General features: G+C 71.8%; 26 protein-coding genes. 19 read left to right on the plus strand and 7 right to left on the minus strand.

What is annotated here, in order from left to right:
* Window positions 1–25 precede the first annotated feature (25 nt).
* Together SNR22_RS16330 and SNR22_RS16335 are read left to right on the plus strand one after the other, a co-directional pair.
* Window positions 26–1108 carry an iron ABC transporter permease gene (locus SNR22_RS16330; protein ID WP_320067422.1) on the plus strand — a complete coding sequence of 361 codons (1083 nt, stop codon included), beginning with the start codon at window positions 26–28 and terminating at the stop codon, window positions 1106–1108.
* Window positions 1105–1923: an ABC transporter ATP-binding protein gene (locus tag SNR22_RS16335; RefSeq protein WP_320067423.1), complete on the plus strand. Its 819-nt coding sequence runs from the start codon at window positions 1105–1107 to the stop codon at window positions 1921–1923. The genes SNR22_RS16330 and SNR22_RS16335 overlap by 4 nt, the downstream gene beginning before the upstream one ends.
* Window positions 1924–1958: 35 nt before the next feature.
* On the opposite strand, the gene SNR22_RS16340 is transcribed toward SNR22_RS16335, so the two are convergent.
* Both SNR22_RS16340 and SNR22_RS16345 read right to left on the minus strand, forming a co-directional pair.
* Window positions 1959–2723, minus strand: coding sequence for a VOC family protein (locus tag SNR22_RS16340; protein ID WP_320067424.1), 765 nt, complete (start codon window positions 2721–2723; stop codon window positions 1959–1961).
* Between the two features lie 139 nt (window positions 2724–2862).
* Window positions 2863–4875 (minus strand): AAA family ATPase, encoded by a 2013-nt coding sequence (locus tag SNR22_RS16345; RefSeq protein ID WP_320067425.1) that lies wholly within the window; start codon window positions 4873–4875, stop codon window positions 2863–2865.
* A 329-nt stretch (window positions 4876–5204) separates the two neighbouring features.
* Here SNR22_RS16345 and SNR22_RS16350 point away from each other — a divergent pair, with 329 nt between their 5' ends.
* On the plus strand, window positions 5205–6056 hold the full coding sequence (locus SNR22_RS16350; protein ID WP_320067426.1) for a menaquinone biosynthesis protein: 852 nt from the start codon (window positions 5205–5207) through the stop codon (window positions 6054–6056).
* Window positions 6057–6126: 70 nt separating this feature from the next.
* Here SNR22_RS16350 and SNR22_RS16355 read toward each other — a convergent pair whose 3' ends face one another.
* Window positions 6127–7071 carry a hypothetical protein gene (locus SNR22_RS16355; protein ID WP_320067427.1) on the minus strand — a complete coding sequence of 315 codons (945 nt, stop codon included), beginning with the start codon at window positions 7069–7071 and terminating at the stop codon, window positions 6127–6129.
* Window positions 7071–8030: a hypothetical protein gene (locus SNR22_RS16360; protein WP_320067428.1), complete on the minus strand. Its 960-nt coding sequence runs from the start codon at window positions 8028–8030 to the stop codon at window positions 7071–7073. The genes SNR22_RS16355 and SNR22_RS16360 overlap by 1 nt, the downstream gene beginning before the upstream one ends.
* A 372-nt stretch (window positions 8031–8402) precedes the next feature.
* Here SNR22_RS16360 and paaA point away from each other — a divergent pair, with 372 nt between their 5' ends.
* The 5 genes from paaA to paaE are packed head-to-tail and all read left to right on the plus strand — an operon-like array spanning window position 8403 to window position 12052.
* Window positions 8403–9473 carry a 1,2-phenylacetyl-CoA epoxidase subunit PaaA gene (gene paaA, locus SNR22_RS16365; RefSeq protein ID WP_320067429.1) on the plus strand — a complete coding sequence of 357 codons (1071 nt, stop codon included), beginning with the start codon at window positions 8403–8405 and terminating at the stop codon, window positions 9471–9473.
* Window positions 9470–9754: a 1,2-phenylacetyl-CoA epoxidase subunit PaaB gene (paaB, locus tag SNR22_RS16370; RefSeq protein ID WP_320067430.1), complete on the plus strand. Its 285-nt coding sequence runs from the start codon at window positions 9470–9472 to the stop codon at window positions 9752–9754. The genes paaA and paaB overlap by 4 nt, the downstream gene beginning before the upstream one ends.
* Window positions 9751–10476 (plus strand): 1,2-phenylacetyl-CoA epoxidase subunit PaaC, encoded by a 726-nt coding sequence (gene paaC / locus SNR22_RS16375; protein ID WP_320067431.1) that lies wholly within the window; start codon window positions 9751–9753, stop codon window positions 10474–10476. The genes paaB and paaC overlap by 4 nt, the downstream gene beginning before the upstream one ends.
* The gene (paaD, locus tag SNR22_RS16380; RefSeq protein WP_320067432.1) at window positions 10470–10946 is read left to right on the plus strand and encodes a 1,2-phenylacetyl-CoA epoxidase subunit PaaD; all 477 of its coding nucleotides are present in this window, start codon (window positions 10470–10472) and stop codon (window positions 10944–10946) included. The genes paaC and paaD overlap by 7 nt, the downstream gene beginning before the upstream one ends.
* Window positions 10943–12052 (plus strand): 1,2-phenylacetyl-CoA epoxidase subunit PaaE, encoded by a 1110-nt coding sequence (paaE, locus tag SNR22_RS16385; RefSeq protein ID WP_320067433.1) that lies wholly within the window; start codon window positions 10943–10945, stop codon window positions 12050–12052. Before paaD ends, paaE begins: the two co-directional genes overlap by 4 nt.
* Before the next feature lie 273 nt (window positions 12053–12325).
* Here paaE and SNR22_RS29390 read toward each other — a convergent pair whose 3' ends face one another.
* The 3 genes from SNR22_RS29390 to SNR22_RS16400 are packed head-to-tail and all read right to left on the minus strand — an operon-like array spanning window position 12326 to window position 13996.
* Window positions 12326–13054 carry a hypothetical protein gene (locus SNR22_RS29390; protein WP_413775647.1) on the minus strand — a complete coding sequence of 243 codons (729 nt, stop codon included), beginning with the start codon at window positions 13052–13054 and terminating at the stop codon, window positions 12326–12328.
* Between the two features lie 10 nt (window positions 13055–13064).
* Window positions 13065–13832 (minus strand): N-acetylmuramoyl-L-alanine amidase, encoded by a 768-nt coding sequence (locus SNR22_RS16395; protein ID WP_320067434.1) that lies wholly within the window; start codon window positions 13830–13832, stop codon window positions 13065–13067.
* Window positions 13832–13996 carry a hypothetical protein gene (locus tag SNR22_RS16400; RefSeq protein WP_320067435.1) on the minus strand — a complete coding sequence of 55 codons (165 nt, stop codon included), beginning with the start codon at window positions 13994–13996 and terminating at the stop codon, window positions 13832–13834. The genes SNR22_RS16395 and SNR22_RS16400 overlap by 1 nt, the downstream gene beginning before the upstream one ends.
* 170 nt (window positions 13997–14166) lie before the next feature.
* Between SNR22_RS16400 and mqnC the strand changes: the two genes are divergently transcribed.
* The 11 genes from mqnC to nuoF all read left to right on the plus strand — a co-directional run bounded on the left by mqnC (window position 14167) and on the right by nuoF (window position 25391).
* A complete protein-coding gene (mqnC, locus tag SNR22_RS16405; RefSeq protein ID WP_320067436.1) occupies window positions 14167–15357 on the plus strand; it encodes a cyclic dehypoxanthinyl futalosine synthase in 1191 nt (396 codons plus the stop codon).
* A 293-nt stretch (window positions 15358–15650) separates the two neighbouring features.
* Window positions 15651–16910, plus strand: coding sequence for a cell wall anchor protein (locus tag SNR22_RS16410; protein ID WP_320067437.1), 1260 nt, complete (start codon window positions 15651–15653; stop codon window positions 16908–16910).
* Window positions 16911–17042: 132 nt separating this feature from the next.
* Entirely contained in the window at window positions 17043–17753 is a 711-nt protein-coding gene (locus SNR22_RS16415) for a demethylmenaquinone methyltransferase (protein WP_320067438.1), read from the plus strand.
* 67 nt (window positions 17754–17820) lie between these two features.
* A complete protein-coding gene (locus tag SNR22_RS16420) occupies window positions 17821–18051 on the plus strand; it encodes a hypothetical protein (RefSeq protein ID WP_320067439.1) in 231 nt (76 codons plus the stop codon).
* A gap of 132 nt (window positions 18052–18183) precedes the next feature.
* Window positions 18184–19461, plus strand: a complete 1278-nt coding sequence (locus SNR22_RS16425) for a geranylgeranyl reductase family protein (RefSeq protein ID WP_320067480.1) — start codon at window positions 18184–18186, stop codon at window positions 19459–19461.
* Window positions 19462–19597: 136 nt separating this feature from the next.
* Window positions 19598–19963: an NADH-quinone oxidoreductase subunit A gene (locus SNR22_RS16430; protein ID WP_088997021.1), complete on the plus strand. Its 366-nt coding sequence runs from the start codon at window positions 19598–19600 to the stop codon at window positions 19961–19963.
* Window positions 19964–19977: 14 nt separating this feature from the next.
* Window positions 19978–20655 (plus strand): NADH-quinone oxidoreductase subunit B family protein, encoded by a 678-nt coding sequence (locus tag SNR22_RS16435; protein ID WP_320067440.1) that lies wholly within the window; start codon window positions 19978–19980, stop codon window positions 20653–20655.
* Window positions 20656–20776: 121 nt separating this feature from the next.
* On the plus strand, window positions 20777–21514 hold the full coding sequence (locus tag SNR22_RS16440) for an NADH-quinone oxidoreductase subunit C (protein WP_320067441.1): 738 nt from the start codon (window positions 20777–20779) through the stop codon (window positions 21512–21514).
* A 52-nt stretch (window positions 21515–21566) separates the two neighbouring features.
* Window positions 21567–22892: an NADH-quinone oxidoreductase subunit D gene (locus SNR22_RS16445; RefSeq protein WP_320067442.1), complete on the plus strand. Its 1326-nt coding sequence runs from the start codon at window positions 21567–21569 to the stop codon at window positions 22890–22892.
* Between the two features lie 109 nt (window positions 22893–23001).
* Entirely contained in the window at window positions 23002–24078 is a 1077-nt protein-coding gene (gene nuoE / locus SNR22_RS16450) for an NADH-quinone oxidoreductase subunit NuoE (RefSeq protein ID WP_320067443.1), read from the plus strand.
* On the plus strand, window positions 24075–25391 hold the full coding sequence (nuoF, locus tag SNR22_RS16455) for an NADH-quinone oxidoreductase subunit NuoF (RefSeq protein ID WP_320067444.1): 1317 nt from the start codon (window positions 24075–24077) through the stop codon (window positions 25389–25391). Before nuoE ends, nuoF begins: the two co-directional genes overlap by 4 nt.
* Window positions 25392–25393 lie beyond the last annotated feature (2 nt).

The following is a 25393-nucleotide window of genomic DNA, read 5'->3' on the forward strand; positions in this document are numbered from 1 at the left end:
GGGACGTTAGGAAGGGCACCTTCCTATGCATAAAGCGTTAACAAGGAGCCCTTCCTTCGCAGGCCAGCCGGCCGGGCTGCGGCCCGGCTGGCTGGCCGCGGGGGTGTTCGCCGTGCTTGTCGCGCTCGTCGCCGGGGTCTCCCTCGGCCCGGTCAGCCTGCCCCCTGGCAGCGTCGCCGCGGAACTGCTCAACCTGCTGCCCGGGGTGCGCCTCGACAGCGGGCTGACCGAACGCGAGATCGCCATCATCACCGAGCTGCGGCTGCCCCGGGTGGTGCTCGGGCTGCTCGTCGGCGGGCTGCTCGCCCTGGCCGGCGGCTGCTACCAAGGGGTGTTCCGCAACCCGCTGGCCGACCCGTACCTGCTCGGGGTGGCGGCCGGGGCCGGGCTGGGCGTCACCGCAGTGATCGCCCTCGGCGCCGGGGCGGGCGGCGCGCTGACCGGGCTGCCGATCACCATCCCGCTGGCCGCGTTCGTCGGCTCGCTCGGCGCGGTCGCCATGACGTACCTGCTCGGGGCGGCCGGTGGGCGGGGGGGCTCGACGGCGACGCTGATCCTGGCCGGGGTGGCCGTCTCCGCATTCCTCTCCGCCGGCCAGACGTACCTGCTCCAGCGCAACTCCGACACCATCCAGCAGGTCTACTCCTGGCTGCTCGGGCGGCTGGCCACCGCCGGCTGGCACGACGTCCGGCTGATCCTGCCGTACTTCCTGCTCACCACCATCGTGGTGCTGCTGCACCGCCGCGAGTTGGACGTCCTCTCCGTCGGCGACGACGAGGCGATCAGTCTCGGCCTGCACCCGCAGCGCTCCCGGTACCTGCTGATCGCCGCCGCCTCGCTCGGCACCGCCGCGGCCGTCTCCGCGTCCGGGCTGATCGGCTTCGTCGGGATCATCGTCCCGCACACCGTGCGGCTGCTCGCCGGGTCGAGCTACCGGGTGATCCTGCCGCTCTCCCTGCTCTTCGGCGGGGCGTTCCTGGCGCTGACCGACGTGGTCGCCCGGACCGCCGCCGCCCCCGCGGAGATCCCGATCGGCGTGGTCACCGCGCTGCTCGGCGGCCCGTTCTTCGTCCTGGTCCTGCGCACCACCCGCCGGATGCTGACGTGAGCGCCCCGCCCGCCCTCCGCCCGACGACCGTCGGCTCCGCCGCGCCCGCCGTCGAGGTGCGGGACCTGCACATCACCCTGGACGGCGCGCCGATCCTGCGCGGCGTCGACCTGACCGTCGCCGCGGGCGGCTGGGTCACCGTGATCGGCCCGAACGGCGCCGGCAAGTCGACCCTGTTGCGCGCCGTCGGCGGCCTGCTGCCCGCACCGGGTGCCATCTCCCTCTTCGGTACGCCGAGCGAGGCGCTACGCCGCCGCGACCGGGCCCGGGTGGTGGCCACCGTCGCCCAGTCCCCGGTCGTCCCGGCCGGCATGTCGGTCTTCGACTACGTCCTGCTCGGCCGAACCCCGTACATCCCGGCGCTGGGCCGGGAATCCGCCGCCGACCTGGCCGCCGTGCGGGACGTGCTGGACGGCCTCGACCTCGGTGCCTTCGGCCACCGGGAGTTGTCCACCCTCTCCGGCGGCGAGCGGCAGCGGGTCTTCCTGGCCAGGGCGCTCGCTCAGGGCGCCACCCTGCTGCTGCTCGACGAGCCGACCAGCGCCCTGGACATCGGCCACCAGCAGGAGGTGCTGGAGCTGGTGGACCAGCTCCGCCGCGAGCACGGCCTCACCGTCCTCGCCACCATGCACGACCTCTCCCTCGCCGGCGAGTACGCCGACCGGATGGTCCTGCTGGACGCCGGCCGGGTCGCCGCCGCCGGACCGCCGCGTGACGTGCTCACGGAGGACCTGCTGGCGCGGCACTACCGCGCCTCGGTTCGCGTCCTCCCCGGCGAGCACGGCCCCCTCGTGGTCCCCGTCCGACCCCGGTGAGTGGAAGGGCACCCTGTTAACGCGCCCGCCCGGGATCAGTCGGCGAAGGCGATGACGGAGAAGAGCGCGCCCTGCGGGTCTCGGAGAGCGGCGAGGCGGCCCCGGGAGATGTCGTGGGGCGGGACGAGAATCGTGCCGCCCAGCTCGGCGGCCCGGGCGGCGGTGGCGTCGGCGTCCGTCACGGCGAAGTAGACGGTCCAGTACGCGGGCAGGTCGGCCGGGAAGTCGTCGGCCAACGGCGGCGTCATGCCGGCGACGATCCGATCGCCGAGTCGCCACCCGGTGTACGTGACCGCTCCCATCGGCCGCTCCTCCGGATGCCAGGCGAAGACCAGCTCGTAGAAGACCTTCGCGCCCTCCGGGTCGGGGGTGACCAGCTCGTTCCAGCTCATCGCTCCGGGGACGTCGAACAGCTCCGCCCCGGGGTGGGCCATCGGCTGCCAGACGCTGAACACCGCCCCGGCCGGGTCGGCGAAGACCGCCATCCGGCCCTGGTCGAACACGTCGAACGGGGCGACCAGCACCTGCCCGCCGGCCGCCTCCACCCGAGTGGTGGCCAGGTCCGCGTCGTCGGTCGCCACGTACGTCGACCAGATCGGCACCTGGTCCGGGGTGCCCGGCGGCCCGGCGCCCGCGACCGACCGGCCGTCCCTCAGGAAGGTGGTGTACCCGGCGGCCTCCGGCTGGGGTGCGACCCGGCCGGTCCAGCCGAACAGCTCCGGGTAGAAGCGCCGCGCGCTCGCCAGGTCCGGGGTTGCCAGATCAGCCCAGCACGGCGTGCCCGGTGGGACCCTGCTCACGCTGATCCCCTTTCCTGCGGCGGCGGCCCGGCGGGACGCCCTGCCCGCATTCTGGCACCGCGGCCCCGCCGAACGGATCGGAACGGGACGAACTGCCCCGACCCGGCGAGCGCGGGGCGTTAGGAAGGTGCCCTTCCTTTCACCCCAGCGGGGCGGGGAGCGGGGCCGTGTGCAGCACCGTCAGCCGGGAGACCGCCCGGGTGAGCACCACGTAGAGCCGGTGCAGGCCGCGCGGCTCGGCGGCCACGATCGCGGCCGGCTCGACGGTCACCACGTGGTCGTACTCCAGGCCCTTGACCAGCGTCGCGGGCACCACCGTGACGCGCGTGGCAGTCTCGACGTCGTCGGCGGTCGCGGTGTCGATGCCGGCGGCGGCCAGCGCCGCGCGCAGCCCGTCCACCGCGTCGTCGGCGGCGATCACGCCGACCGAGCCGTCGTGCGTCAGCGCCGCCCGCACCTCGGCCACCGTCGCCGCCACCAGGTCGTTGACGGTACGCACGTCCAGCGCGCCGTCGCGGCGCAGCGACTCGGCCGGCGGCACGTCCACCGCGAGTGCCGGCAGCAGCCGGTTGGCGAACGCCACCACGGCGGCGGGGACCCGGAAGCCGATGCTCAGCGGCACCACCACCGCGTCCGGCTTGCCCAGGTGGGCCAGGGACTCCCGCCAGTCCCGGGCAGCCCACGGGGCGGTGCCCTGCGCCAGGTCGCCCAGCAGGGTGACCGAGCCGTGCTCGCTGCGTCGGGCAAGGGCCCGGCACTGCATGGGGGAGAGGTCCTGGGCCTCGTCGACCACGACGTGCCCGAAGCCGGTGGGGCGTTCCAGCAGACCGGCGGCCTCGTCGACGAGCACCGCGTCGGCGGCCGTCCACTTCGTCGCCTTCGGGGTACGGGCCGGTTTCGCCCAGGTCAGTAGCGCCTGCTCGGCGTCGGTGAGCACGCCGTCGGCCGCCGTCGCGAGCGCCGCCGGGTCGGCGAGCAGGGTGTGCACCAGCCCCTCCGGGGTGAGCGCCGGCCAGGCCGCGTCCAGGAAGTCGGTGACCGGGCGACACTTCCCCATCCGGCGCAACCAGGGGTCGCCCGGCGACTCCGCCCGGCGTGCCTCGGCCTGGCGTTGCAGCAGGCCGACCACCCGCGCCCGGACCCGCTCCCGCCCGGTGGCGTACGGCAGCCCCTCCCGGCGGGTCTCCTCGACCAGCCGGTGCAGTGGGTCGAGGCCGATCCGCCAGCGGAACGACCCGTCGGAGACCATGATCGGCTCGGTCGGCGCGGCGATCCGCGACTCGACCGCCCGGCGCAGCACCTCGGCCATCCGCGGATCGTGCTTGAGGATCGCCGCCGCCGGGTCCTCGACCGCCCGCACCGGCACCCGGGCGATCAGGTCCTCCACGGTCGCCTGCTCGACCTCGACCTCGCCGAGCGCCGGCAGCACCGCCGCGATGTACGACAGGAACGCCCGGTTCGGCCCCACGATCAGCACCCCGGAGCGGCGCAGCCGCTCCCGGTGCAGGTAGAGCAGGTACGCCGCCCGGTGCAGGCCGACCGCCGTCTTCCCGGTGCCCGGTGCCCCCTGCACGCAGATCGAGTCGGCCAGGTCGGCGCGGACCAACTCGTCCTGTTCCGGCTGGATGGTGGCGACGATGTCCCGCATCGGCCCGACGCGGGGGCGCTCGATCTCAGCGGTGAGGATGCGGCTGGCCGTGCCCAGCTCCTCGCCCCGGTCGAGGCGCTCGTCCTCGAAGCTGGTCAGCGCGCCGCGGTCGAAGCCGAAGCGACGGCGCACGGTGACGCCCTGCGGGTCACGGGCGCTGGCCCGGTAGAACGCTCGGGACACCGGTGCCCGCCAGTCCAGGACCATGGGCTCGCCGAGGTCGTCGGTGACGTGGCGGCGGCCGACGTGGTGCTCCTCGTCGCCGAACGTGAGCCGGCCGAAGAACAGCGGGGTGTGGGGCTGGTCGGCCAACTCGGCGACGCGGCGGGACAGGGTGCGCCCCAGCATCTCGGCCGTGTACGCGTCGCCGGCGACGTTGTGGCCGGTGGCGAAGAGCGCCTCGGTCCGTTCCCGCATGCGGGCCAGCGCGGCGCGGGACGCGTCCAGGTGGGCCCGTTCGGAGGCCAGTTCGGTGTCGAGTGAAACGGGGGCGTGCAGGGTCATCCGACCTACTCCTCGGCGCGGGGAACGAACGCTGCCGCTCGCGTTTCCGGCGCGGGAGCCGGCGCGGGGACGTCCGCTGCGGTGCTCGACACCGCGGCCGTCGGCGGGGCGCACAGTCTACGCCCCGTCCCGTTGCCCGGCAGGCGGTTTACCGGGACGGGCCATCGGTTGGCCGGGCTGCCCCGGCGCCAGGATCATGGGGGGCTCGCGCGGAGCGCGTGGCCGCCGCCAGCCAGGGCTCGGTGGCCCCCGGGCCGGGTGATGCGGAATTGGCCACTCCGGAGGCCGCCGGTTGAGCCCTGGACGGCCCCCGGGGATACGGTCGAAGCATGGCTGACCGCATCGCCCGCCCCCGGGTCGGACACATCCAGTTCCTGAACTGCCTGCCGATCTACTGGGGTCTGATGCGCTCCGGCGCCCTGATCGACGTCGACCTGCGCAAGGACTCGCCGGATTCGCTGAGCGCCGCGCTGGTCGCCGGAGACCTGGACATCGGGCCGATCTCGCTCGTGGAGTACCTGCGCCACGCCGACGAACTGCTCCTGCTGTCGGACCTCGCGGTGGGTAGCGACGGCCCGGTGCTCTCGGTCAACGTGGTGTCGACCCGGCCGTTGGCCGAGCTGGACCACGGTCGGGTGGCGCTCGGCTCGACCTCGCGTACCGGGGTGCTGCTGGCCCGGCTGCTGCTCGGCGAGCGGTACGGCGTACGTCCCGAGTACTTCCGCTGCCCGCCCGACCTGACGCAGATGCTGTTGGAGGCGGACGCCGGGGTGCTGATCGGCGACGTGGCGCTGCGGGCGCTCTACGAGGCGCCCCGCAAGGGGCTGGAGGTCACCGACCTCGGGCAGGCCTGGCGGGAGTGGACCGGGCTGCCGATGGTCTTCGCCGTCTGGGCGGTACGCCGCGACTACGCCGCCGCCCACCCTGGCCGGGTGAAGGAGGTGCACGAGGCGTTCCTACGCTCGCGCGACCTCTGCCTGGCGGAGCTGGACCAGGTCGCCGAGGCGGCCGCCCGCTGGGAGCCGTTCGACGCGGAGACCCTGGCCACGTACTTCCGGGCGCTGGACTTCTCGCTCGGCGAACGGCAGGTGGCCGGGCTGCGGGAGTTCGCCCGCCGGGCCGCCGAGATCGGCGAGGCCCCGGCCCTGCCCGAGGGCGGCCCGGAGTTCTTCGCCGGCTGACGGCGCGGCCTGCGCGCGGCGCCGAGCGCCACCCCGTGGCCCGGCCGTGAAGGGGCCACGGGGCCTGCCGTCAGGAGGCCGAGCGCAGTACCGCCTCGGTGATCTTCTGGCAGTTCTTCATGCCGTACTCGTAGCCCATGTTGATCGGGTAGCGGACCATCACGCCCATCGTCCAGTTGTCGCCGATGGCCAGGCAGTTGATGTGCATCTCCTGCTCCTTGGTCCGGTCGATCCAACCGTTCTTGATGGCGATCTTCTTCTGCTCCGCCTCCGGGAAGGCCTTGCGGATGCCGAAGTCGCCGGCGCCCCGGACCAGCTGCATCTCGTTGATCAGCCACTTCGTCCACTTCGGGCCGGCCGCCCGGCCGTCGGCAATGCACGCGCCGAGGCGCGCGGTGTCCCGGGGGGAGAGGTCCGTCCGGCTCCAGCCCCCGTCGGCCGCCACGCTGCTGTCGGTGGTCTTGCAGATGGAGATCAGTCGCTTGATCGACGCGGATCGGCCGACGGAGTTGTAGAACTGCTCGGCCCGGGTGTTGTCGCTGTCGCGGATGATCCGGGTGGCGTCGGCGAGCTTGGCGTCGCTGGGCTTCTCCCCGGCCGTGTCGGCCCGGCGCAGGTAGTCGGCGACGATCCAGGCCTTGATCAGCGACGCGGTGGTGCTGGTCTCGTCCATGTTCTTCGAGCCGATGATCTCCCCGGTGCGGGTGTCCAGCACGCTCCAGGCGTACCAGCCCTCGATGTCGAGGTCGATCTGCTTGTCGGCGAACGGCAGCGGCTCCAGCGACGGCGACGGGCTGGCGGTCGGTGCCGAGCGTGAACTGCGGCCCGGCGCGTTGCCGGCCGCGCGGTCAGCCGGCGCGGAGGGGTCACCCCATTGGGCGACGGCCGGCGAGGCCAGCGGGGATCCTGGAAGCAGCCGCAGCGATACCAGCACCAGCCCGAGCAGGACGACGGCGACGGCGATCAGCCGCAGTGGCGAGGCATCCCCGCCGCCGGCCCGGCGCCTACCCGCCATCAGAGCTTCCCGACCGGCTGCTGGGGCACCTTCAGCGCGGCGCCCGGCTGTGGGGTGATGAGTTGGGTGGCCACACCGGCGCAAACCTTCGCGCCGTAGGCCAGACCGCTCTTCAGCGGGTAGCGCAGCATGACGGCGAGGCTCCACTTCTCGGTGACCGCGAGGCAGTTGACGTGCCAATTCCCATCGTAGTTCAGCGGCGTCCAGCCATTTTTGATGCTGACCGGGCCCTGCGCTTTGATCTCGGCGGGGAGGCCGTCGACGATTCCCCACTTGCCGCCGCCGGAGCGGGTCTTCTGTTCCTTGACGCCGCCGCGAACCTTGCTCATCTCGTCCAGCACGTACGGCGTCCACTTGGCGCCGGCCGCCTTGCCGTCGGCGACGCAGTCGCCGAGCCGGACCGCGTCCCGGGGGGACATCCGGGTGAAGCTCCACCAGCCGACGTAGCCGGGCACGGTGCCGGGCTTGGTGTCGGTCAGCCCACAGGTGCTGACCATCCGCTTGATCGTCGCAGCCTTGCCGGCCGCCGAGTAGAGCGCGTTTGCCGCGTCGTCGTTGCTGTCCCGGATCGCCGTCGTGATCTGCTTGCGCCGCTCGGCGGTCAGTGACTTGTCGCCGAACTGCCGCAGGTAGTCGGCGGCGAACCAGACCTTGATCATCGACTCGGTGGAGTTGGCCGAGGCCAGGTTCTTCGAGCCGGAGATCGTGTCGGTGCTCCGGTCCAGCAGGGCCCAGGCGAAGAACTCGCCGGAGAAGTTGACCGAGACCGGGCCGGCGGCCAGGGTCGGCGGCGGTGGGGCGGCCGGCTCCGGGGCCGCCACGCTCTCCGTGCCTCCGCCACCCCCGCCGGCTCCGCCGGTGTCGTCGGCGGAGAGCCGGGCGTACGCGGCGGGAACCAACATGGCGCTGCCGAGGAGGATCGCCACGACGGCGAGCACCATGGCCACGCGAGGTCGCATGAGTGGGTGAACTCCAGATGTCAGGGCCGGGGGGCCCGGTCGTTTTCCGAAGGGGCCGGCGTGATCGCCGAGGCCGGGGGAACTGGCCTCCGTCTGGCGCTGGCAATCGTCGGCAGCCGATCGGTGTGACCGGCAAAGTCTACGTCCGGCGAGCCTTTGCGCCAGAATCCGACGCCTGTCAACTTGCTATGAAGGCGGCATAGTGCCCCCGTACGCCCATCTTGGGGGGTATTCATCTTTGACTGGTGACCCATGTCATACCCCGTCGCTGACCTCTGGGAATGCGGAGGGTGATCGGTTTGTGACGGGAGGCGCTTCGGAAACCTGTGACACCCTCTGGTGCCGAAAGGTGCGAGCTGTAACACTCGTGTCATGTATGGCAACGACTTCTCCGCCCCGGAGGACACGCCCGGCGGTGGCCTGCTCGGCGAGGTGGAGGCGGCGGAGGCGGCGCTGCGGAAGGCGGCGGCCCGGCAGCGGGGCGATGCGCCCTCCGGCCCGGACGCCGACCTCGAGGCGTACTTCACCGATGTGATCGACGCCGACCAGAAGATCGAGCCCCGCGACTGGATGCCCGAGGCGTACCGGAAGACGCTGATCCGGCAGATCGCCCAGCACGCACATTCCGAGATCATCGGGATGCAGCCCGAGGCGAACTGGATCAGCCGGGCACCCTCGCTCAAGCGCAAGGCGATCCTGCTCGCCAAGGTGCAGGACGAGGCCGGGCACGGCCTATACCTGTACGCCGCCGCGGAGACCCTCGGCATCAGCCGGGACGAGTTGGTACAGCTCCTCCTCGACGGGCGGCAGAAGTACAGCTCGATCTTCAACTACCCGACCCTGACGTGGGCAGACGTGGGCGTGGTCGGCTGGCTGGTGGACGGCGCGGCCATCGTCAACCAGGTCCCGCTGTGCCGCTGCTCCTACGGGCCGTACGCGCGGGCCATGATCCGGGTCTGCAAGGAGGAGTCGTTCCACCAGCGGCAGGGATACGAGATCCTGCACACCCTGGCCCACGGCACCGGAGCCCAGAAGGCGATGGCGCAGGACGCGGTGGACCGCTGGTGGTACCCGTCGCTGGCCATGTTCGGCCCACCGGATGGCGACTCCACCCACTCCGAGCAGTCCATGGCGTGGAAGATCAAGCGGTTCTCCAACGACGAACTGCGGCAGCGCTTCGTGGACATGTGCGTACAGCAGGCCGAGATGCTCGGCCTCACCCTGCCCGACCCCGCCCTGCGCTGGAACGACGAGCGGCAGGCGCACGACTACACCCAGCCCGACTACGACGAGCTGATGCGGGTGATCAAGGGCAACGGGCCGTGCAACCAGCAGCGGATGGAGCACCGCCGCCGCGCCCATGCCGACGGTGCCTGGGTGCGCGAGGCTGCCACGGCGTACGCGGCCAAGCAGGCGGAGAAGAAGGAGAAGGTAGCCGCATGACCGAGCAGTCCCCGCTCTGGGAGGTGTTCGTGCGGGCCCGGCGTGGGCTGGCACACACCCACGTCGGCAGCCTGCACGCCCCGGACGCCGAGCTGGCCCTGCGCAACGCCCGGGACCTCTACACCCGCCGCCAGGAGGGCGTCTCCATCTGGGTGGTGCCGGCCGGCGCGATCACGGCGTCCAGCCCTGACGAGAAGGACTCCTTCTTTGACCCGGCGGCCGACAAGGTCTACCGCCACCCCACCTTCTACGAGGTCCCGGACGGGGTGTCCCACCTGTGAACGGCCCCTTCGACTTCGCCCTCGCCCTCGGTGACGACGCCCTGGTAGCCGCCCAGCGGCTCGGCGAGTGGACCAGCCGCGCGCCGGAGATGGAGGAGGACGTCGCGCTGGCCAACATCGCCCTCGACCAGCTCGGCGCGGCCCGCCTGCTGCTCACGTACGCGGGCGAGCTGGAGGCCGCCGGCCGGGACGAGAACGCGCTGGCGTACCTGCGCGACGACCGGGAGTTTCGCAACTGCCTGCTGGTCGAGCTGCCCAACGGCGACTTCGCGGTGACCATGGCGAAGCTGTTCCTCCTGTCGGCGTACCAACTCCCGCTGTACACCGCGCTGGCCGGCTGCGCCGACGAGCGGCTCGCCGCGATCGGGGCGAAGGCGCGCAAGGAGTCGGCGTACCACCTCGACCATGCCTCGCTCTGGGTGCGGCGGCTCGGCGACGGCACCGCCGAGTCGCACCGCCGGATGCGGGCCGCGTTCGACCAACTCTGGCCGTACGTCTCCGAGCTGTTCGCGCCGTTCCCGGGCGCACCGATCGACCCGAGCGTGCTGCGCGCGGAGTTCGACGCCGCCGTCGACCCGATCCTCGCCGAGGCCACGCTGACCCGGCCGGCGGGCGGCGGGGCGCCGGCCGGCGGGCGGGACGGCCTGCACACCGAGCACCTGTCGTACCTGCTCACCGAGATGCAGGTGCTGCATCGCGCCCACCCGGGGGCGAAATGGTAGGTCCCAGGGAGGCTGCGGCGGCGGTGGTGGACCCGGAGATCCGGGTGATCACCATCGACGAGCTCGGCATCCTGCGGGCGGTCGAGTCCGACCCGGCCACCGGCCGGGTCACGGTGACCATCACCCCCACCTACACCGGCTGCCCGGCGATGGACGTGATCCGCGCCGACATCCGGCGCGCGCTCGCCGCCACCGGCCACCCGGACGCCGAGGTCCGCACGGTCTACAGCCCGGCGTGGAGCACCGACTGGATCTCCGACACCGGCCGGGCCAAGCTTGCCGCCGCCGGCATCGCCCCGCCGGCCCCGGTCCGGTCCGGCGCCGTCGTGCCGCTGACCCTCGCCGTGCGCTGCCCGCAGTGCGGCTCCCCGGAGACCGAGCAGGTCAGCCGGTTCGGCTCCACCGCCTGCAAGGCGCTCTGGCGCTGCCGTTCCTGTTCCGAACCCTTCGACCACCTGAAGGCGCTGTGACTGTCACGATCACCCGCCCGGTCCGTCGCCGGCCGGCCTTCCACCCGCTGCCCGTCGCCGCCGTCGACCGGCTCACCGCCGACGCCGTGGCGGTCACCTTCGCCGTGCCCGAGGAGCTTCGGGAGACCTTCGCGTTCCGCGCCGGCCAGCACCTCACCGTGCGGCACGTCGGGGAGGACGGCGAGGACGTGCGGCGGTCGTACTCGATCTGCTCGACGCCCGACGACCTGGCCCGGCACGGCCGGCTGCGGATCGGGGTGCGGGAGATCCCCGGCGGCGCGTTCTCCGCGTACGCCTGCGGCGCCCTGCGCGGCGGCGACACCGTCGAGGTGCTGCCCCCGCTCGGGCACTTCACCACGGCGTTCGCGCCGGACCGGGCCCGTCGCTACGGCGCGGTGGTCGCCGGCTCCGGCATCACCCCGGTGCTCGCGCTGGTCGCCACCGCTCTGGCCGTCGAGCCGGCCAGCACCTTCACCCTGGTGTACGGCAACCGCTCGGCGAACTCGGTGATGTTCGCCGAGGAGTTGGCGGACCTGAAGGACCGGTACCCGACCCGGCTGCACCTGGTGCACGTGCTCTCCCGCGAACGGGGCGAGTCGCCGCTGCTGTCGGGCCGGATCGACGCCGGGCGGCTGGGTCGGCTGCTGGAGACCATCGTGCCGGGCGACGCGATCGAGGAGTGGTTCCTCTGCGGCCCGTACGGGATGGTGGTCGACGCGAAGGCGGTGCTGGCGGAGCGCGGCGTGCCGGAGTCGGCGGTGCACACGGAGTTGTTCCACGTCGCCGAGGCCCCCGCGCCGCCGCGCCGCCCGGCCGACCGGCCCGGTGCCGGGGCGGAGGTGACGATCGTGCTCGACGGCCGGTCGTCGTCTTTCACGATGGGCCGGGAGGAGCGGGTCCTCGACGCGGCGCTGCGGGTGCGCGCCGAGCTGCCGTACGCGTGCAAGGGCGGGGTTTGCTCGACCTGCCGGGCGAAGGTCGTCGACGGCGAGGTGACGATGGCCCGTAACTATGCCCTGGAACCGGACGAGGTCGCCGCCGGATACGTCCTGACCTGCCAGTCCAGCCCGGTCACCGACACGCTTACGGTCGACTACGACGCCTGACGCCGGCGCTGACGTGTTCAGCGAGGAGATCGACTGGTCCGCCGTCGATCAACGCTCGCGTCGCGGCGCTGACGGGTCCCGCCTGCTTGACCCTCGACCTGGTCGAGCCCCGGACGAGCGCGTCGTGGTCGACGACCGCGACCGGCACGCCGGCCTCCCGGGCGGTCGCCGCCTCCGGCGCGAAGTGTGGTTCCGGGCGGCGGGGCCGGAGCGGGTCGGCGGGTACCAGCAGCACCCCGCCGTCCTCCCCGGGCCCCGCCACCCGTCTGGGCGTCAGCTCGGGGCCTTGACCCGGCCGTCGAAGGCGATGCTGCGCCACAGGTCGAACTGGCGGTCGTTGCCGACCAGGGGGTTGCCGGCCAGCGCGACGGCGGCGGTCACCTCCTCGTTGTTGTTGAGCTGCCGGAAGTAACCGGCCCCGATCAGGGCGATGCCCCGGCCGGGGGACTGGATCAGCCTCATGTCGTCCTTCCAGAGGTCGAGCGGGGGCGGGGTGGTCTGCCCGCGGGCCCGGGCGATGAGCGCCTGCGCGGTGGCCTGCGCGGCGTCGTAGCGGTCCGGGAAGGCGGAGCGCTGCACGCCCTGCGCCACCCGCCCGGCTGACCAGCCGGGGTTGGCGGCGGCCAGCGGGATGGCCCGGACGAAGAACGAGTTGGCCGCGTACGACACGTTCATGATCTGCGCGGGTGTGCCCCAGCCCTGGGAGGGGCGCTGCTGGAACACGCCCAGCGAGTCGGAGTCGCCACAGGGCAGGTTGTTCATCCGCGACTCCACCCAGCCGGCCTCGAAGCCGGCGAGCAGCACCCGCTCGTTGGCAGACAGGCCGGTGGCGACCTGGTAGACGGCGGTCAGGACGGCGTCGTCGGCGTTCGGCGGGATCGACGGACAGGCCGCCTGGGCCGGCTCGCCGGAGGTGGCCTGGGACAGCCCGACGCCCGTGGCGGCCAGGGCGGCTCCGGTGGACGCCAGGGCGAGCGCCTGGCGGCGGGAGTACGTGTTCATCGTCGGGGTGTCAGGCCGAGGGGGCCTTGACCTGGCCGTCGAAGGCGATGCTGCGCCACAGGTCGAACTGGCGGTCGTTGCCGATCAGGGGGTTGCCGACCAGCGCGACGGCGGCGTACACCTCCTCGTTGTTGCTGAGCGACCGGAAGTAGCCGGGGCCGACCAGCGCGATGCCCCGGTTGGTGGACTGGATCAGCTTCATGTCGTTCTCCGTCAGGTCGAGGGGTGGGTTGCCGGCGAGCTGGCGGGCCACGTCGGCGCGCATCGAGTCGAGGTCGATGAAGGAGGGGTCGATCTTGCCGCTGGTGCTGGTCTCCCGGTGGCCCCGGGCGTGGCTGGCATCCCGGCCGAGTTGTCGCAGCACGGCGGCGGTCGCGAGCACCGAGGCGGAGTACTGGGCGTTGGTCATGGCCTGGTTGACCCCGTTGTAGTCGATCTCCCAACCGACCATCAGGGTGTTGCCGTCGCCGGCCGGGATGGGGCCGCTGCCTCGGCTGGCGCCGGCGTGGTTGGCCCGTCCGCCCGAGATGACGTGGAAGACGCCGTTGTAGTCGACCAGCGCCTGACAGAGCGGGCCGGGCAGGTCGGACCGGCCGTTGATGCAGATGTTCAGGGCGGGGTGCGGATTGGCGGCGCTGGAGGTGGACGCGGTGTGGTGCCAGAGCACGCCGATCGGGTTGAACGAGCTGCCGGCCACCCGACCCAGCCAGTTGCCGTGTTCGACCACCGCGACCCCGGCCCCGCGTAGCACGTCAGCGAGCCATGGGATGGTCGCCATCAGGGGGTCAGTAGATCGGCGAGGCACTCCGGTGCGAGGTCGGCCGCGCTGGCGGGCGGGGCCGTCGCGGCCACGATCAGGCCGCCGGCCACCAGCGGGACCAATCCGAGGAGGGTACGTCGCCGGACCGGGTGTTTCTGAGGAGCCGGGGAGTCAGTGATCATGAAGACATAGTAGAACTTCTATGCGTCTTCGGTAACCCCGATCGCACCCGGCCTTGCCCCGGTAAACCCTGGACAGTTTCCCCCGGCTGGGCGGGAAGTGGGTGGGGGATGGGTCACGGTCCGGCGCACCCCCGAGGGTCGGGGCGGGTGGCGGGCGTACGCTCGGAAGCGTGACGGTGAGCCGGGAGATCGACGACATCCTGCAGCGCGGCGCCGACGGCGGGCGGATCACGCCCGAGGAGGCCCTGCTGCTCTACACCGAGGCGCCCTTCCACGCCCTCGGTGAGGCGGCCGACGCGGTGCGCCGACGACGCTACCCGGACAACATCGTCACCTACCTGATCGACCGCAACATCAACTACACGAACGTCTGCGTGACGGCGTGCAAGTTCTGCGCGTTCTACCGGGCCCCCAAGCACCGGGAGGGCTGGACCCACCCGACCGAGGAGATCCTGCGCCGCTGCGGCGAGGCGGTCGAGCTGGGCGCCACCCAGGTCATGCTCCAGGGCGGCCACCACCCGGACTACGGCGTGGAGTACTACGAGGAGCTGTTCTCCTCGGTCAAGAAGGCGTACCCGCAGCTCGTCATCCACTCCATCGGCCCGAGCGAGATCCTGCACATGGCCAAGGTCTCCGGCCTCAGCCTCGACGAGGCGATCTCCCGGATCAAGACCGCCGGGCTGGACTCGATCGCCGGCGCCGGCGCCGAGATGCTGCCGGAGCGGCCCCGCAAGGCCATCGCGCCGCTCAAGGAGTCCGGCGCGCGCTGGCTGGAGGTCATGGAGCTGGCCCATCGGCAGGGCCTGGAGTCGACGGCCACGATGATGATGGGCACCGGTGAGACCAACGCCGAGCGCATCGAGCACCTGCGGATGATCCGCGACGTGCAGGACCGCACCGGGGGCTTCCGGGCGTTCATCCCGTGGACCTATCAGGCGGAGAACAACCACCTCAAGGGTCGCACCCAGGCCACCACCCTGGAATATCTGCGGCTGGTCGCGGTGGCCCGGCTCTTCTTCGAGACGGTTCCGCACCTGCAGGCGTCCTGGCTGACCACCGGCAAGGACGTCGGCCAGCTCGCCCTGCACATGGGCGTGGACGACCTCGGCTCGATCATGCTGGAGGAGAACGTCATCTCCTCGGCCGGTGCCCGGCACCGGTCCAACCTGCACGAGCTGATCGGCATGATCCGCTCGGCCGACCGCATTCCGGCCCAGCGGGACACCCTCTACCGCCGGCTCGCGGTGCACCACACCCCGGCCGACGACCCGACCGACGAGCGCGTGGTCTCGCACTTCTCGTCCATCGCCATGCCCGGCGGCGGGGCCGGGAAGTCACTGCCGCTGGTCGAGGTCAACTGACCCAGCGCGCCCCGGCGAGCACGCTGGGCAAGCGTTCACCGGCCGGTCGGCCGGTGAGCCGATCAGCGGTCCGGACAGTTCTTCTCGGCCTGTCGGACGTGGTGTGCGTCCTGTTGCCCGGAAGGGTCGCGCAGGCCAGCCCGGGTCGCTAACGTCCCCCGCGACGAGGTTTCGTCCTCCATCGGCCCGTGGGGGCCGTTCACATAATGCACAGCAGTGGAGGGCGGGATGGGCAACCATCCCGCCCTCTTCGGTTCCGCAACCCTGCGCCCTTCCCTAACCCCGGGGGATCCATGACCTCGTTCCACCGTTCGGCTCTGGCCCGTGCCGGTGCTGTGGCGCTGCTGGCCTGCGGTGGCGTGGCCACCGTGGCAGCCCCGGCGCAGGCCGACGACCAGGCCGACCTGGCGCTCGTCCCGATCAGCCAGAACCTGGCCAGGGGCGTCGAGGCGGCCAAGGCCAAGCCGTTCAAGTTCACCGTCGACAACACCCGCGCCTCGGTGACCGCCCGGGCCGTCCGGGTCACCGTGGAGACGAAGGGCCTGACCAAGCGGGTCGGCGTGGTCGTCCCCGACGGTTGCGACGTCTCGGGTACCGCCTTCACCTGCCTGCTCGGCGACCTCGCCGCCGGCACCAGCGAGGACTTCGGCGTCCCGCTGTTCAGCACCGGAACCCGGGGCAAGGGCGGCTCGCTGACGGTGACGATCACCGCGGCGACCGCCGACCCGAAGACCGCTGACAACACCGAGACCGTGGACATCACCGTTACCCGCCCCGGGTACGACCTCACCTCCTGGGTCCAGGACGGGTACGCCAACGTCGTGGTCGACGGCGCGCAGAGCAACGAGCCGGACCTAAAGCCGATTCCGCGTGGCGCAACCGCCCCACTGGACTGGGCGGTCTACAACGACGGCAGCCGCAGGGCGACCGGCGTCTTCTACGCCATCACGCTGCCGGCCAAGGTCAGCTTCGCGAAGCTGCCCGAGAGCTGCGTCGAGCAGGAGATCGGTGGCCTGGCCCAGGCGTTCTGCGAGGACGCCGGCGCGGTCGTCGAGCCGGGCGAGTACTACACCGACGACGTACGGGTGAAGGTCGCCCAGGACGCGGCCGAGCCGGTGCTGCGCATCGGCGAGTTGTACGCGTACGGGCTGGACGCGGCGCAGGGCGCCCCCGAGTCGGAGCCGCAGGTTGCCTCCCCGGCGCAACGCCGCGCCTTCGCCGAGGCGGACGTGGTGGACAACCAGGCCGTCTTCGACGTCTTCGTGGATCTGTCCGCCCAGCCCACCCCGACCCCGACGGCCGGACCGACCGACGAGCCGACCCCCGGTCCGAGCGGCAGCCCGTCCGGGATGCCGACCCTCTCCGGGTCGCCGGGCACCGACGGTGGCGATGGTGGCGGTGGCGGTGGCGGGCTGCCCGTCACCGGTGTGCAGGTTGGGCTGATCGGTGGGATCGGCGGCGTCGTGCTGCTGGCCGGCGGGGCGCTGCTGGTGCTCGCCTATCGCCGCCGGGTGGTGCTGGTGACCCCGCAGGACGAGAAGGCGAACGGCTGACGCTTGCGGTACGACGACACGGGCGGGGTGGGCGACCATCCCGCCCGTTCGCAGGTTCAGGTCGACCCGCCCGCGCCGCCCCGACCGCGCCCCGACGCCCGTCGGCGGGGCGGCGGCTGGCAGAGTGGAGGGGTGAGCCGTACCCCGCAGGGCCAGCGCGCCAGTCTGGACAAGCAGCCGCACGAGGTCGCCGCGATGTTCGACGGCGTGGCGGCCCGCTACGACCTGACCAACACCGTCCTCTCGTTCGGGCAGGACCGGTTCTGGCGGCGGGCCACCCGGGCGGCCCTCGGGCTCGGCCCCGGTGACCAGGTGCTGGACGTCGGCGCGGGCACCGGTGTCTCGACCGAGGAACTGGCCCAGTCCGGGGCGTACGCGGTCGGCGCAGACCTTTCCCTCGGCATGCTGTACGCCGGCAAGCAGGCCCGTCCGGGGGTCCCGTTGCTGGCCGGGGACGCGCTGCGGCTGCCCTTCGCCGACGCGAGCTTCGACGCGGTGACCATCTCCTTCGCTCTGCGTAACGTGTCGGACACCGACGCTGCCCTGCGCGAGTTGGCCCGGGTCACCCGGCCCGGCGGCCGGCTGGTGGTCTGCGAGTTCAGCACCCCCGTCAACCCGGCGTTCCGGACGGTCTACCTGTCGTACCTGATGCGTTCGCTGCCGGCCGTGGCCCGGACGGTCTCCAGCAACCCGGACGCGTACGTCTACCTCGCCGAGTCGATCCAGGTGTGGCCGGACCAGCCGACCCTGGCGGCGCGGATCGGCGCGACCGGCTGGGGCCGGGTGGCGTGGCGCAACCTCACCGGCGGCGTGGTCGCCCTGCACCGTGCGGTCCGGGACTGACGGGTCCGACCCGCGAGGGTTTCTTGAATGCCCGCAATTCGTCCACTTTGCCCGGTAAGCTCCCTCCATGGCGGAGGCAGACCAGGCGAGCCCGATGTCGGGTGACGACGACGCCGCGGAACTCGTCGCCCAGCTCAGGGAGCTGGCCGGGGCCGATCCGGCCGAGGTTCGGCAGGTGGTCGCGGAGGTGCTGGCGGCCCTGGATCGGGTGGCCGGCGGTGCGCTGCGCGAGCACCTGCCCGAGGCGATCCGGGTCGACGCGGGCCTGGACGCGCCAACCGGGGCCGCCCCGCGTTGACCCCGATGTGGACCTTGGCCGCTCTCACCTCGGCGGGTTAGGTTCACCTAACCGGGCGGGTGCATAGCGCCGGTCATAGACTCCTCCTGAATGCTTGTGAAGGATTTCACGAGCATGCGGGAGGAGGTGGAGATGACCGCGGTGGAGAACGACGCCGACGTGATCGTCGTGGGCGCCGGACCCGGTGGCTCGGCGACGGCATACCACCTCGCCCGGCACGGCGTGCGGGTGCTGGTGCTGGAGAAGACCGAGTTCCCCCGGGAGAAGGTCTGCGGCGACGGGCTGACCCCGCGCGCGGTCCGGCAGCTGATCCGGATGGGCGTGGACACCTCACCCGAGGCGGGCTGGCTGCACAACCGGGGCCTGCGGGTCATCGGCGGCGGCGTCCGGCTGGAGCTGGACTGGCCCGACCTGGCCAGCTTCCCCAACTACGGCCTGGTCCGCACCCGGCTCGACTTCGACGATCTGCTCGCCCAGCGTGCCGTCTCGGCCGGGGCGAAGCTGCGCACCAGCGTCAACGTGATCGGTCCGGTGCTCGACGCCGACGACCGGGTGATCGGCGTGCAGGCCGAGGTCGGCCCGGACAAGGAACTGGCCAGCTTCCACGCGCCGCTGGTGGTCGCCGCGGACGGCGTCTCCGGCCGGTTCCCGCTCTCGCTCGGGCTGGCCAAGCGGGAGGACCGGCCGATCGGGGTGGCCGTCCGGCGGTACTACCACTCGCCCGCCAAGCACGACGACGACTACCTGGAGTCCTGGCTGGAGCTGCGCAGCAAGGCCAGCGGCGACAACCTGCTCCCCGGCTACGGCTGGATCTTCGGCCTCGGCGACGGGCGGGTCAACGTCGGCCTCGGCGTGCTCAACTCGTCCAGCGCCTTCGGCAAGACCAACTACCGGCGGCTGCTCACCGACTGGCTGGCCAACACCCCCGAGGACTGGGGAATGACCGACGAGGCGAACGCCGAGGGGCCGATCCTCGGCGCGGCGCTGCCGATGGGCTTCAACCGGGTGCCGCACTACTCCCGCGGCGTCATGCTGGTCGGCGACTCCGGCGGCATGGTCAACCCGTTCAACGGCGAGGGCATCGCGTACGCGATGGAGTCCGGCGAGCTGGCTGCGGAAATCGCGCTGCAGGCCCTCGCCCGGCCGGCCGGTGCCGAGCGGGAGCGGGCGCTGATGGCCTACCCGCAGGAGCTGAAGGCCCGGTTCGGCGGCTACTACCGGCTCGGCGGGATCTTCGTGAAGCTGATCGGCCGTCCGGAGATCATGCGGATGGCCACCAAGCACGGAATGCCGCACCCCGTCCTCATGCGCTTCGTGCTCAAGCTGCTGGCCAACCTGACCGACCCGCGTGGCGGGGACGCGATGGACCGGGTCATCAACGCTATGACGAAGGCGGCACCAGCCGTGTGAGCCGCTGAGCCGGCGGTCGACGGAGACCACCGGCCGGACCGGGATCGACCCCGCCGACAACAGTCGAGAGGGACGTGAATAGTGTGATTTTCGCTAACCGCCGCCGAGGCCAGGGAAGGACGAGCAGGAGACCACGATGACGCTCTCTCCTTACGCACCCATCATCGGGCTGTTCGCCATCGCCGCGGCGTTCGCGCTGTTCTCCGTGGCCGCCGCCCGCTTCGCCGGCCCGCGCCGGTACAACAAGGCCAAGCTCGAGGCGTACGAGTGCGGCATCGAGCCCAGCCCGCAGCCCGTCGGGGGCGGCCGGTTCCCGATCAAGTTCTACCTGACGGCGATGCTCTTCATCGTCTTCGACATCGAGATCATCTTCCTCTACCCCTGGGCGGTCTCGTTCGACGCCCTGCCGATCTTCGGCTTCGTGGAGATGGTCCTGTTCATCGTCGCGGTCTTCGTTGCGTACGCCTACGTGTGGCGGCGCGGCGGCCTGGACTGGGACTGAGGAAGGAACGTCAGATGGGTATCGAGGAGAAGCTCCCCGCCGGCGTCCTGCTCACCTCCGTGGAGAAGCTGGTCAACTGGTCGCGGAAGACGTCCTTCTGGGGCGCCACCTTCGGCCTGGCCTGCTGCGCCATCGAGATGATGGCGGCCGGTGGCCCGCACTACGACCTGGGCCGCTGGGGCATGGAGGTCTTCCGGGCCTCGCCCCGGCAGGCGGATCTGATGATCGTCGCCGGCCGGGTCAGCCAGAAGATGGCCCCGGTCCTGCGCCAGATCTACGACCAGATGGCCGAGCCCCGCTGGGTGCTCTCGATGGGCGTCTGCGCCAGCAGCGGCGGCATGTTCAACAACTACGCCATCGTGCAGGGCGTCGACCACATCGTCCCGGTCGACATGTACCTGCCAGGCTGCCCGCCCCGGCCGGAGATGCTCATCGACGCGATCCTCAAGCTCCGCGAGAAGGTCATGCACGAGCCGCTGGGCCCGAACGGCCGCAAGATGCTCCAGGCCCGCACGGAGCGCGGCGACCTGCCGATCGTTCCGTACGGCGCGATGCCGTCGTCGTACCGCAGTGACAAGACCCGGCGTGCCGAGTGGACGAAGGCGGTCCGCGAGGGGCGCGAAGAGCAGTTGCGGATCGCGAACTGGATGAAGGCCGAGAACCACCTCCACCCGCACGGGGGGATCAAGTGATCGTGAGCGCGAGGAGTGCAGCGAAGCGGAGCCCCGCAGTCGCGAACGGAGGGCAGGCCGCGGTGAGCGCGAGGAGTGCAGCGAAGCGGAGCCCCGCAGTCGCGAACGGAGGGCAGGCACGGTGACCGCACCTTCCGACAAGCCGAACACGGGCGGCCTGCCGGTGCCGACGACGCCGGCCGGGGCCAGCAGCGGAGCGCCGGCCGAGTACCCGCCGTCCAGCCCCGCCGGGCGCGGCATGTTCGGCAACCAGGGCACCGGCGACGTTTCCGGCTTCGGGGGCCTGGTCCGTCAGCGCCAGCCGATCGAGGATGCCGCTCGGCCGTACGGGGGCTACTTCGACGAGGTCCGCGACGCGCTGGAGGAGGCGTACCCGGCCTTCGGCGACGCGATCGAGAAGGTCGTGGTGGACCGGGGCGAGCTGACCCTGCACGTCCGCCCCGAGCGGATCGCCGAGGTCTGCCAGGTGATGCGGGACGACCTCGCGCTCCGCTTCGAGCTCTGCTCCTCGGTGTCCGGCGTGGACTACCTGGGTGCCGACGAGCGGCGGCTGCACGCGGTCTACCAGCTCACCTCCATGACGTACCGCCGCCGAGTGCGGCTGGAGGCCGCGGTCTCCGCCGAGGCCCCGCACCTGCCCAGCGTCACCGCCGTCTACCCGACCGCCGACTGGCAGGAGCGGGAGGCGTACGACATGTTCGGCATCGTCTTCGACGGCCACCCCAACCTGACCCGGATCCTGATGCCGGACGACTGGGAGGGACACCCCCAGCGCAAGGACTACCCGCTGGGCGGCGTGCCGGTGGAGTACAAGGGCGCCACGATCCCGCCGCCGGACCGGAGGAGGTCCTACCAGTGAGCGCGAGGAGTGAGCTTGCGAGCCCCGCAGTCGTGAACGGAGGGCCGGCACAGTGACCACGTCCAACTACGCGACCGAGCGCGAGACCACCGAGGGCAGGGTCTTCACCGTCACCGGTGGGGACTGGGACCAGATCGTCTCCAGCACGGATCCGATCAACGACGAGCGGATCGTCGTCAACATGGGTCCGCAGCACCCGTCCACCCACGGGGTGCTCCGGCTCGTCCTGGAGCTGGAGGGCGAGACCGTCCGGGAGGCCCGCTCGGTCATCGGGTACCTGCACACCGGCATCGAGAAGAACCTCGAATACCGCAACTGGGTGCAGGGCACGACCTTCGTGACCCGGATGGACTACCTCGCCCCGCTGTTCAACGAGACGGCGTACAGCCTCGCGGTGGAGAAGCTGCTCGGCATCACCGACGACATCACCGAGCGGGCCACCACGATCCGGGTCCTGATGATGGAGCTGAACCGGATCTCCTCGCACCTGGTCTGGGTGGCCACCACGGCCATGGAGCTCGGCGCGATCAACATGATGCTGTACGGCTTCCGCGAGCGGGAGTACGTCCTCGACATCTTCGAGAGCATCACCGGCCTGCGGATGAACCACGCGTACGTCCGTCCGGGCGGTGTGGCGCAGGACGTGCCGGACGAGGCGATCGCCAAGATCCACAGGTTCCTCAAGCTGATGCCGAAGAGGCTCAAGGAATACGAGGACCTCCTCTCCGGCCAGCCGATCTGGACCGAGCGCACCAAGGGCGTCGCGGTGCTCGACGCGACCGGCTGTCTGGCGCTGGGCGTCACCGGCCCGGTGCTTCGCTCCGCCGGCCTTGCCTGGGACCTGCGCAAGACCATGCCGTACTGCGGCTACGAGACGTACGACTTCGACGTGCCGACCCACCCCGACGGCGACGTCTGGGGCCGCTACCTGGTCCGGCTCGCCGAGATCCGGGAGTCGCTGAAGCTGGTCGAGCAGGCGCTCGACCGGCTGAAGCCGGGGCCGGTGATGGTGGCCGACCGGAAGATCGCCTGGCCGGCGCAGCTCGCCATCGGCGTCGACGGGATGGGCAACTCGCTGGAGCACGTGGCGAAGATCATGGGCCAGTCGATGGAGTCGCTGATCCACCACTTCAAGCTCGTCACCGAGGGCTTCCGGGTCCCACCGGGCCAGGTGTACGTCGGCATCGAGTCGCCCCGCGGCGAGTTGGGCGTGCACGCGGTCTCCGACGGCGGCACCCGGCCCTACCGGGTGCACTACCGGGAGCCGAGCTTCGTCAACCTCCAGGCCCTCCCGGCGATGTCCGAGGGTGGCCTGATCGCCGACGTGATCGCCGGCGGCGCCTCGCTGGACCCCGTGATGGGTGGATGTGACCGGTGAGCGCGAGGAGTGAGCTTGCGAGCCCCAACCGCCCGCGCGAGGAGCGAGCGGAGCGAGCCCCGCAGTCGCGGGCTGAGAACCGCACAGTCGCGAACGAAGGGCGACACCGATGACGACGACTTTCACCGAGCAGACGCGGGAACGGGCGCGGGAGATCATCGCCCGGTACCCGGCCGACCGCTCCCGGTCCGCGCTGCTGCCGCTGCTGCACCTCGTGCAGTCCGAGGAGGGGTACGTCTCCCCGGCCGGCGTCGAGTTCTGCGCCGACGTGCTCGGCCTGAACAAGGCCCAGGTCGGCGCGGTGGCCACCTTCTACACGATGTACAAGCGCAAGCCGACGGGCGACTACCTGGTCAGCGTCTGCACCAACACGATGTGCAACGTGCTCGGAGGGCAGGAGGTCTATGACACCCTCGCCGAGCACCTCGGCGTCGGCCACGACGAGACCACCGCCGACGGCAAGGTCACCCTGGAGCACGCCGAGTGCCTGGCGGCCTGCGACTACGGCCCGGTGATGACCGTCAACTACGACTTCTTCGACGGCGTGGACCCGCAGTCCGCCCTCGGGGTGGTCGAGGAGTTGCGCTCCGGCGGTCGGCCGATGCCGACCCGCGGCGCCCGGCTCTGCACGCTCAAGGAGATGGCGGTGCAGCTCGCCGGCTTCGCCGACGAGCGCGAGGGCGCGGTCGCCGACGGCGGCCCGGGTGAGCCCAGCCTGCGCGGCCTGCGGTTGGCCGAGCAGAACGGCATCTCGGTGCCGGGCTTCGACCCGAACACGCCGATCCGGAGCAAGGCCGAGGCCGACAAGGCCGCCGCCGAGGCGAAGGCGAAGGCCGAGGCCGCCAAGGCCCAGCCGGCCCCCGCTGCTGCGACTCCCACCCCGGCGGCCCCCGCTGCTGCGACCCCCACCGCTCCCGCGACCGGCAGCACCGCCCCCGACGTGAAGGCGCCGGACCACAAGTCGCCCCAGGTGCGGGCCGCCGAGACCCGGCAGCCGGACGCCCACACCGCCGTGCCGGACGCCCCGGGCACGAAGGTGCCGGTCGACTCGTCGGCCCCGACCCCGCGCGACGCACAGAAGGCCGAGGCAGCGGGCACCGCCGCGAACGCACCGGCCGGTGACGGCAAACCCGCCGGTGACTCCGCCGACGCCCAGGAGCGCTCCCTCAAGGAGGCCCAGAAGTGACCACTCCCCGGCCGGAGACCCTGGCCAGGCTCACCCCGGTGCTGACCAAGCGCTGGCTGTCGCCCGACGCCTGGCAGATCGGCACGTACGAGAAGCTGGACGGCTACGCCGCCCTGCGCAAGGCGCTCAAGGCCCACCCGGACGACCTGATCCAGCTCGTGAAGGACTCCGGTCTGCGCGGGCGTGGCGGCGCGGGCTTCCCGGCCGGCCTGAAGTGGGGATTCATCCCGCAGGGCGACGGCAAGCCGCACTACCTGGTGGTGAACGCCGACGAGGGCGAGCCGGGCACCTGCAAGGACCTGCCGCTGATGACCCACGACCCGCACTCGCTGATCGAGGGCGTGATCATCGGGTCGTACGCGATCCGGGCCAGCCGGGCGTACATCTACATCCGGGGCGAGGCGGTGCACGCCGCGCGCCGGCTGCGCAACGCCGTTCAGGAGGCGTACGCCAAGGGCTACCTCGGGCGCAACATCCTCGGCTCCGGGTTCGACCTGGATCTGGTGGTGCACTCGGGCGCCGGGGCGTACATCTGCGGTGAGGAGACCGCGCTGCTGGACTCGCTGGAGGGCTTCCGGGGCCAGCCCCGGCTGCGCCCGCCGTTCCCGGCGACCCACGGCCTCTACGCCAGCCCGACGGTGGTCAACAACGTCGGCACCATCGCCAGCGTGCCGTACATCGTGCTGGGCGGGGCCGAGTGGTGGAAGACCATGGGCACGGAGAAGTCCTCCGGGCCGATGATCTACTCGCTCTCCGGCCGGATCGCCAACCCGGGCCAGTACGAGTGCTCGATGGGCGTCACGCTGCGCGAGTTGCTGGAGCTGGCCGGTGGGATGCAGCCGGGGCACAACCTGCGGTTCTGGACCCCGGGCGGCTCGTCCACCCCGCTGCTCACGGCCGAGCACCTGGACGTGCCGCTGGACTTCGAGGGGGTGGCGGGGGCCGGCTCGATCCTGGGCACCACGGCCACCCAGATCTTCTCCGACCAGGACTGCCCGGTCTACGCGACGTACCGGTGGCTGGAGTTCTACCACCACGAGTCGTGCGGCAAGTGCACTCCGTGCCGCGAGGGCAACTACTGGATGGTTCGGGTCTACCGGCGGATTCTCGCCGGCCAGGGCACCCACGAGGACCTGGACACCCTCCTCGACACCTGTGACAACATCCTCGGCCGCTCGTTCTGTGGCCTGGGCGACGGTGCGACCAGCTCGGTGACCTCCTCGTTGACGTACTTCAAGCAGGACTACCTCGACTACATCGAGGGACGTACCGCGCCGAAGCTGTCCGACAAGCAGCTGGTGGGAGCGCACTAATG

This window comes from Micromonospora sp. RTGN7 (assembly GCF_033804645.1).
Taxonomy (GTDB): Bacteria; Actinomycetota; Actinomycetes; order Mycobacteriales; family Micromonosporaceae; genus Micromonospora.

Excerpts from the sequence above, each read along its gene's own strand:
- SNR22_RS16410 (WP_320067437.1), top strand. The coding sequence starts at position 15,651 with ATGACCTCGTTCCACCGTTCGGCTCTGGCCCGTGCCGGTGCTGTGGCG.
- SNR22_RS16425 (WP_320067480.1), top strand. The coding sequence starts at position 18,184 with ATGACCGCGGTGGAGAACGACGCCGACGTGATCGTCGTGGGCGCCGGA.
- paaB (WP_320067430.1), top strand. The coding sequence starts at position 9,470 with ATGACCGAGCAGTCCCCGCTCTGGGAGGTGTTCGTGCGGGCCCGGCGT.
- paaD (WP_320067432.1), top strand. The coding sequence starts at position 10,470 with ATGGTAGGTCCCAGGGAGGCTGCGGCGGCGGTGGTGGACCCGGAGATC.
- SNR22_RS16435 (WP_320067440.1), top strand. The coding sequence starts at position 19,978 with ATGGGTATCGAGGAGAAGCTCCCCGCCGGCGTCCTGCTCACCTCCGTG.
- SNR22_RS16420 (WP_320067439.1), top strand. The coding sequence starts at position 17,821 with ATGGCGGAGGCAGACCAGGCGAGCCCGATGTCGGGTGACGACGACGCC.
- paaA (WP_320067429.1), top strand. The coding sequence starts at position 8,403 with ATGTATGGCAACGACTTCTCCGCCCCGGAGGACACGCCCGGCGGTGGC.
- SNR22_RS16400 (WP_320067435.1), bottom strand. The coding sequence starts at position 13,996 with ATGATCACTGACTCCCCGGCTCCTCAGAAACACCCGGTCCGGCGACGT.
- SNR22_RS16430 (WP_088997021.1), top strand. The coding sequence starts at position 19,598 with ATGACGCTCTCTCCTTACGCACCCATCATCGGGCTGTTCGCCATCGCC.
- SNR22_RS16355 (WP_320067427.1), bottom strand. The coding sequence starts at position 7,071 with ATGGCGGGTAGGCGCCGGGCCGGCGGCGGGGATGCCTCGCCACTGCGG.
- SNR22_RS16330 (WP_320067422.1), top strand. The coding sequence starts at position 26 with ATGCATAAAGCGTTAACAAGGAGCCCTTCCTTCGCAGGCCAGCCGGCC.
- SNR22_RS29390 (WP_413775647.1), bottom strand. The coding sequence starts at position 13,054 with ATGAACACGTACTCCCGCCGCCAGGCGCTCGCCCTGGCGTCCACCGGA.
- nuoE (WP_320067443.1), top strand. The coding sequence starts at position 23,002 with ATGACGACGACTTTCACCGAGCAGACGCGGGAACGGGCGCGGGAGATC.
- SNR22_RS16350 (WP_320067426.1), top strand. The coding sequence starts at position 5,205 with ATGGCTGACCGCATCGCCCGCCCCCGGGTCGGACACATCCAGTTCCTG.
- SNR22_RS16395 (WP_320067434.1), bottom strand. The coding sequence starts at position 13,832 with ATGGCGACCATCCCATGGCTCGCTGACGTGCTACGCGGGGCCGGGGTC.
- SNR22_RS16345 (WP_320067425.1), bottom strand. The coding sequence starts at position 4,875 with ATGACCCTGCACGCCCCCGTTTCACTCGACACCGAACTGGCCTCCGAA.
- SNR22_RS16360 (WP_320067428.1), bottom strand. The coding sequence starts at position 8,030 with ATGCGACCTCGCGTGGCCATGGTGCTCGCCGTCGTGGCGATCCTCCTC.